This is a genomic window from Streptomyces capoamus (assembly GCF_014654935.1).
Taxonomy (GTDB): domain Bacteria; phylum Actinomycetota; class Actinomycetes; order Streptomycetales; family Streptomycetaceae; genus Streptomyces; species Streptomyces capoamus.
In genome coordinates, this window is the sequence record NZ_BNBF01000016.1 from 145388 (window position 1) to 150934 (window position 5547).

Genomic DNA, 5547 nt, shown 5'->3' on the forward strand with positions numbered 1-5547 from the left:
TCGGCGTGGTCGAGGGGCACGGTGAAGTGGCGGTCGGTGAGGACGACGCCGGGCTGGCGGTAGCTGAGGCTCAACGGGTCTCCTGGGACGGACGGGCCGGACCCGTCCAGTTGAGCACATGAGCGGGCGCGCGCCGAGCCCCGGAATCATGGTTTGTCGCTGAACTTCCGTTCAGTACGGTCCTCCGGCGTGCGGCGCGGCCGGAGCGGTCCACCACCGGCTCCGGCTGCACCACCAACTCCGGCCGCGGCACCACCCGCCGGTACTCGTGCGTCCGCTTCCGCTCGCCCTCGTGCCGCTCGGTCTCCTCCGCCGGCACTCCGGCGGCTTGCGCCCCTCTGGTGACCGCGGGCTGCCGTACGGAGAAGAGGGGCACGGCGGCCGGCGGCGAGGCCGAGCAGTCGGGCGGCGCGGTCGGCGGCGCACCCGCGACGCGCTGCCGTGCCGGCTGACCGCCGGCGCGCGGTCCGCCCGTGGGGGGCCGGCGCGACCGAGACCGCCGCCCTCGGCGACGCCTCGTGCGCGCGCCGGGCCCCGGCGGCGACCTCGCCGGCCCGCGCCGGCCGCTCCGGCGCAGCCGGCCGCTCACCCGGTGCGCGCCCCGCGGCGACACCGGCCGGCGGCGGGCGGCCCGGGCCCCGGCTCGCCGTGCGGTGAGCCGTGCTCCCCCGTCGGCGGGACCCGCCGACTACCCTGCACCCGTCCGATGACCGACACCGAGGAGCCGCGATGCGTGTCGCCCTGTTCCTGACCTGTGTCAACGACACGCTGTATCCGGACACCGGACGTGCCGTGGTGAGACTGCTGACCAGACTGGGCGTCGACATCGACTTCCCGACGGGCCAGAGCTGCTGCGGGCAGGCCCACTACAACACCGGGTACCGGCACGGCGCCGAACCGCTGGCCCGGCGTCTCTCCGAGGTCTTCCGCGACTACGAGGCGATCGTGACACCGTCCGGTTCCTGCGGGGCGATGGTGCGGGAAGTGTACCCGCGCATGGGCGAGCGGGCCCGGGCCGAGGGGCGCGGGGACACGCTGGCCCGGACGCTGGCCCCGGTGGTGGCGAAGACCTACGAGCTGACCGAGTTCCTGGTGGACGTGCTCGGCGTGACGGACGTCGGAGCCTGGTACTCGCACACGGTCACCTACCACCCCACCTGCCACGGGCTGCGCGGTCTCGGGCTCGGCGACCGGCCGCGCCGGCTGCTGGAGGCCGTCCGGGGGCTGGAACTGGTCGAGTTGCCCGGCGCCGAGGAGTGCTGCGGATTCGGGGGTACGTTCGCGCTGAAGAACCCGGAGGTGTCCGCGGCGATGGGCGCGGACAAGCTGCGCAACGCCCGGTCCACGGGCGCGGAGGTGCTGTGCGCGGCCGACAACTCCTGTCTGATGCACCTCGGCGGCATGATGAGCCGGCTGCGGACGGGCCCGCGGCCGGTGCACATCGCGGAGATCCTGGCGAGCACGGAGGAGGAACCGGCGGTATGACCGGAACGTATCTCGGCATGCCGGCCTTCCCGCAGGCCGCGCGCGACGCCGTCCGCGATCCCGTCCTGCGCGGCAATCTGCGGCACGCCACCCACACCATCCGGGCCAAACGGGCCCGCGCGGTCGGCGAGTTGTCCGACTGGGCGGAGCTGCGCGAGGCGGGCCGGCGGATCAAGGACCACACCCTGCGCCACCTCGACCGGTACCTGGTGCAGTTGGAGGAGTCGGTCACGGCGGCGGGCGGCACGGTCCACTGGGCCGCCGACGCCGGGGAGGCCAACCGGATCGTGGCCCGGCTGGTCAAGGAGACGGGCGAGTCGGAGGTCGTGAAGGTCAAGTCGATGGCCACCCAGGAGATCGGCCTCAACGAGGCCCTGGAGGCCGAGGGCATCCGGGCCTACGAGACCGATCTCGCCGAGCTGATCGTGCAGTTGGGGCGGGACCGGCCCTCGCACATCCTGGTCCCGGCCATCCACCTCAACCGGGGCGAGATCCGGGACGTCTTCCGCTCCGAGATGGGTGCGTGGGGCCGCCCGGCCCCGGAGGACCTGACGGACGCGCCCGCCGAACTCGCCGAGGCCGCCCGGCTGCACCTGCGGGAGAAGTTCCTGCGCGCGAAGGTCGCCGTCTCCGGCGCCAACTTCATGGTCGCCGAGACCGGCACGCTGGTCGTGGTGGAGTCCGAGGGCAACGGCCGGATGTGCCTGACCCTCCCGCAGACGCTGATCTCGGTCGTCGGCATCGAGAAGGTCGTGCCCACCTGGCGGGACCTGGAGGTCTTCCTGCAGACCCTCCCCCGCTCCTCCACCGCCGAGCGCATGAACCCGTACACCAGCATGTGGACGGGCACCACCGACGAGGACGGCCCGCGCGCCTTCCACCTGGTCCTGCTGGACAACGGCCGGACCGACACGCTGGCCGACCAGGTCGGCCGCCAGGCCCTGCGCTGCATCCGCTGCTCCGCCTGCCTGAACGTGTGCCCGGTGTACGAGCGGGCCGGCGGGCACGCCTACGGCTCGGTCTACCCGGGTCCCATCGGTGCCATCCTCAGCCCGCAACTGCGGGGCACGGGGAGCGAGATCGACGCTTCGCTGCCGTACGCGTCGAGTCTGTGCGGGGCCTGTTACGAGGTGTGTCCGGTCGCCATCGACATCCCCGAGGTGCTGGTGCACCTGCGCGAGCGGGTCGTGGAGGGCGGCCCGGCGGTACGGCAGGGCAACAAGGTGGTGCTCCGGCCGGCGCGGGGGCACGCGGCCGAGCGGGCGGCGATGCGGGCGGCGCGCTGGGTTTTCGCCCGCCCGGGCGCGCTGCGCGCGGGCCAGCGGCTGGCCTCCCGGACGCGCCGGCTGCACCCCCGTGCACTGCCGGGCCCCGGCCGCGCCTGGAGCGGCACCCGGGACCTGCCGGCCGTGCCGCCCGAACCCTTCCGGGACTGGTGGCAGCGCACGAACGGCGGGAAGGACGGCACCGAGTGAGCAGCAGGGATCGGGTCCTGGGCCGGGTGCGGCGCGCGCTCGCGGACGTGACGCCGGACGACCGGCCGTACGAGGAGGCGGTGCGGCGGGACTATCTGCGCGAGCACGGCGGGCCGACCGCCCGGCGGACGGTGGAACTGCTGGCGGAGAACCTGGCGGACTACCGGGCGATCGTGCACCGCAGCGGCGCAAGCGAACTGCCGTCGCTGATCGCCCGCCTGCTGGCCGCGCGGGACGCGGGCCCGGTGGTGGTGCCGTCCGGGCTGGACGAGGGCTGGCTGGCCGCCGCGGACGTCACGCGGATCCCCGACCGGGCGGAGAGCACCCCGGCCGACCTCGACCGGGCCGGGAGTGTGGTCACGGCGTGCGCGGTCGCGATCGCCGAGACCGGCACGATCGTCCTGGACGGCTCCCCGGACCAGGGCCGGCGCCGGATCTCCCTGGTCCCGGACCACCACATCTGTGTCGTCCGCGTCCCGGACCAGGTCGTGTCCTCCGTCCCGCAGGCCCTCGAACGCCTCGACCCCGCCCGGCCGTTGACATGGATCTCGGGCCCGTCGGCCACCAGTGACATCGAACTGGACCGGGTGGAGGGCGTGCACGGCCCGCGCACCCTGGAGGTGATCCTGCTCGGCTGACCCCGGATGACCCCTGATGACCCCGGGCGGGTTGTACGAAACCTGTCGTAGTTTGACAGTCCTCGTACGATGCCCCACAGTGGTCGGCTAACACCATTGAGATCAGGGGGAGTTGGCATGGCGGCGACGGTGCGGTTCCACGAGACCGGCGGACCCGAGGTGCTGCGGCTGGAGGATGTGGAGCCGGGCGAGCCGGGCCCCGGCGAGGTGCTGCTGCGCATCGAGGCGATCGGCGTGAACCGGGCCGACGGACTGTTCCGCGGCGGCGTGTACATCGAACCGGTCAAGCAGTTCCCGGCCCGGCTCGGCACCGAGGCGGCGGGCGTGGTGGAGGCCGTCGGACCCGGCGTGACCGCGGTCGCGCCGGGGCAGCCGGTCAGTGTCGTCCCGGGCTTCTCCCCCAACGACTACGGCGTCTACGCCGAACGCGCCCTGGTCCCCGCCTCCGCGGTGCTGCCCCGCTCCCCCGAGGTGGACCCGGTCAGCGGTGCGGCGGTGTGGATGCCGTACCTGACGGCGTACGGCGCCCTGGTGGAGGTCGGCGGGGTCCGGGCCGGGGACGTGGCCGTGGTGACCGCGGCCTCCAGCAGCCTCGGCCTCGCCGCGATCCGGACCGCGAACCGGCTCGGCGCCACGCCCGTCGCCGTCACCCGGACCCGCGCCAAGCGGCAGCGGCTGCTGGACGACGGCGCCGCCGAGGTGATCGTCTCCGACGAGGAGGACGTGGCCGGGCGGGTGCTGGAGCTGACCGGCGGCCGGGGCGCCGAGCACGTCCTCGACGCCGTCGCGGGCCCCGGCGTGCGGGAGCTGGCCCGGGCCGTGGCCGCCGACGGAACGCTGCTGCTGTGGGGCATGCAGAGCGGCGAGCCCACCCCGTTCCCCGGGTTCGACCTGGGCATGCCCCCGCTGAACATGCGCACCTACACGGTGACCCGCGAGGTCCTCGCGGTCCCGGAACGGATGCGGCGCGCCGTCGCCTTCGTCGACTCGGGACTGCGCAGCGGCACCCTGCGCCCTGAGGTCGACCGCACCTTCCCGCTGGCCGACGTCGTCGCGGCCCACCGGTACATGGAGGCGGGCGCCCAGTACGGCAAGATCGTGCTCACGACCGGGCGGTGAACACCGCCGTCCGCCGGTCGGGGCACGCGGGATGAGGTCCGGCGGACGCTGCCGTAGCGTGAGGGAATGATCCGGTTCGAGCAGGTCACCAAGCGCTACCCGGACGGTACGACGGCCGTGGACGACCTCTCCTTCGAGGTGTCCGAGGGCGAGCTGGTCACCCTCGTGGGACCGTCCGGGTGCGGCAAGACGACCACCATGATGATGGTGAACCGGCTCGTCGAGCCGACCTCGGGCCGGATCCTCGTCGGCGGCGAGGACGTCGCCGCCGTGGACCCGGTGCGGCTGCGCCGCCGGATCGGGTACGTCATCCAGCAGGTGGGCCTCTTCCCGCACCGCACCGTCCTGGACAACACCGCGACCGTGCCCGCGCTGCTCGGCTGGAAGCGGGCGAAGGCGCGGGCCCGGGCGGCCGAGCTGCTGGACCTGGTGGGCCTCAACCCGAAGACGTACGGGCCGCGCTACCCGCAGCAGCTGTCCGGCGGGCAGCGGCAGCGGGTCGGCGTGGCCCGGGCGTTGGCCGCGGATCCGCCGGTGCTGCTGATGGACGAGCCGTTCGGCGCGGTCGACCCGGTGGTGCGCGAGCAGTTGCAGGACGAGTTCCTGCGCATGCAGGCCGCGGTGCGCAAGACGGTGCTGCTGGTCACGCACGACATCGAGGAGGCCGTCCGGCTCGGCGACCGCATCGCCGTGTACGGGCAGGGCCGCATCGAGCAGTTCGACACGCCGGGCACCGTCCTGGGCTCCCCCGCGACCCCGTACGTGGCCGGATTCGTGGGCGCCGACCGCGGGCTGAAGCGGCTGTCGGTCACCGCGATCGAGCCGGACGA

At 74.2% G+C, this 5547-nt stretch carries 5 protein-coding genes; all 5 read left to right on the forward strand.

The window, feature by feature from the left end:
- The first annotated feature begins 729 nt into the window (after window positions 1–729).
- Window positions 730–1485, forward strand: a complete 756-nt coding sequence (locus IE312_RS24165; RefSeq protein WP_189984420.1) for a (Fe-S)-binding protein — start codon at window positions 730–732, stop codon at window positions 1483–1485.
- Window positions 1482–2960 (forward strand): lactate utilization protein B, encoded by a 1479-nt coding sequence (locus IE312_RS24170; protein ID WP_189984421.1) that lies wholly within the window; start codon window positions 1482–1484, stop codon window positions 2958–2960. Before IE312_RS24165 ends, IE312_RS24170 begins: the two co-directional genes overlap by 4 nt.
- Window positions 2957–3598 carry a LutC/YkgG family protein gene (locus IE312_RS24175; RefSeq protein ID WP_189984422.1) on the forward strand — a complete coding sequence of 214 codons (642 nt, stop codon included), beginning with the start codon at window positions 2957–2959 and terminating at the stop codon, window positions 3596–3598. The genes IE312_RS24170 and IE312_RS24175 overlap by 4 nt, the downstream gene beginning before the upstream one ends.
- A gap of 117 nt (window positions 3599–3715) precedes the next feature.
- Window positions 3716–4717, forward strand: coding sequence for a zinc-dependent alcohol dehydrogenase family protein (locus IE312_RS24180; RefSeq protein WP_189984423.1), 1002 nt, complete (start codon window positions 3716–3718; stop codon window positions 4715–4717).
- A 66-nt stretch (window positions 4718–4783) separates the two neighbouring features.
- The coding region (locus tag IE312_RS41690; protein WP_229900378.1) for an ABC transporter ATP-binding protein at window positions 4784–5547 on the forward strand (764 nt) is incomplete at its 3' end.

Excerpts from the sequence above, each read along its gene's own strand:
- IE312_RS24165 (WP_189984420.1), top strand. The coding sequence starts at position 730 with ATGCGTGTCGCCCTGTTCCTGACCTGTGTCAACGACACGCTGTATCCG.
- IE312_RS24170 (WP_189984421.1), top strand. The coding sequence starts at position 1,482 with ATGACCGGAACGTATCTCGGCATGCCGGCCTTCCCGCAGGCCGCGCGC.
- IE312_RS24180 (WP_189984423.1), top strand. The coding sequence starts at position 3,716 with ATGGCGGCGACGGTGCGGTTCCACGAGACCGGCGGACCCGAGGTGCTG.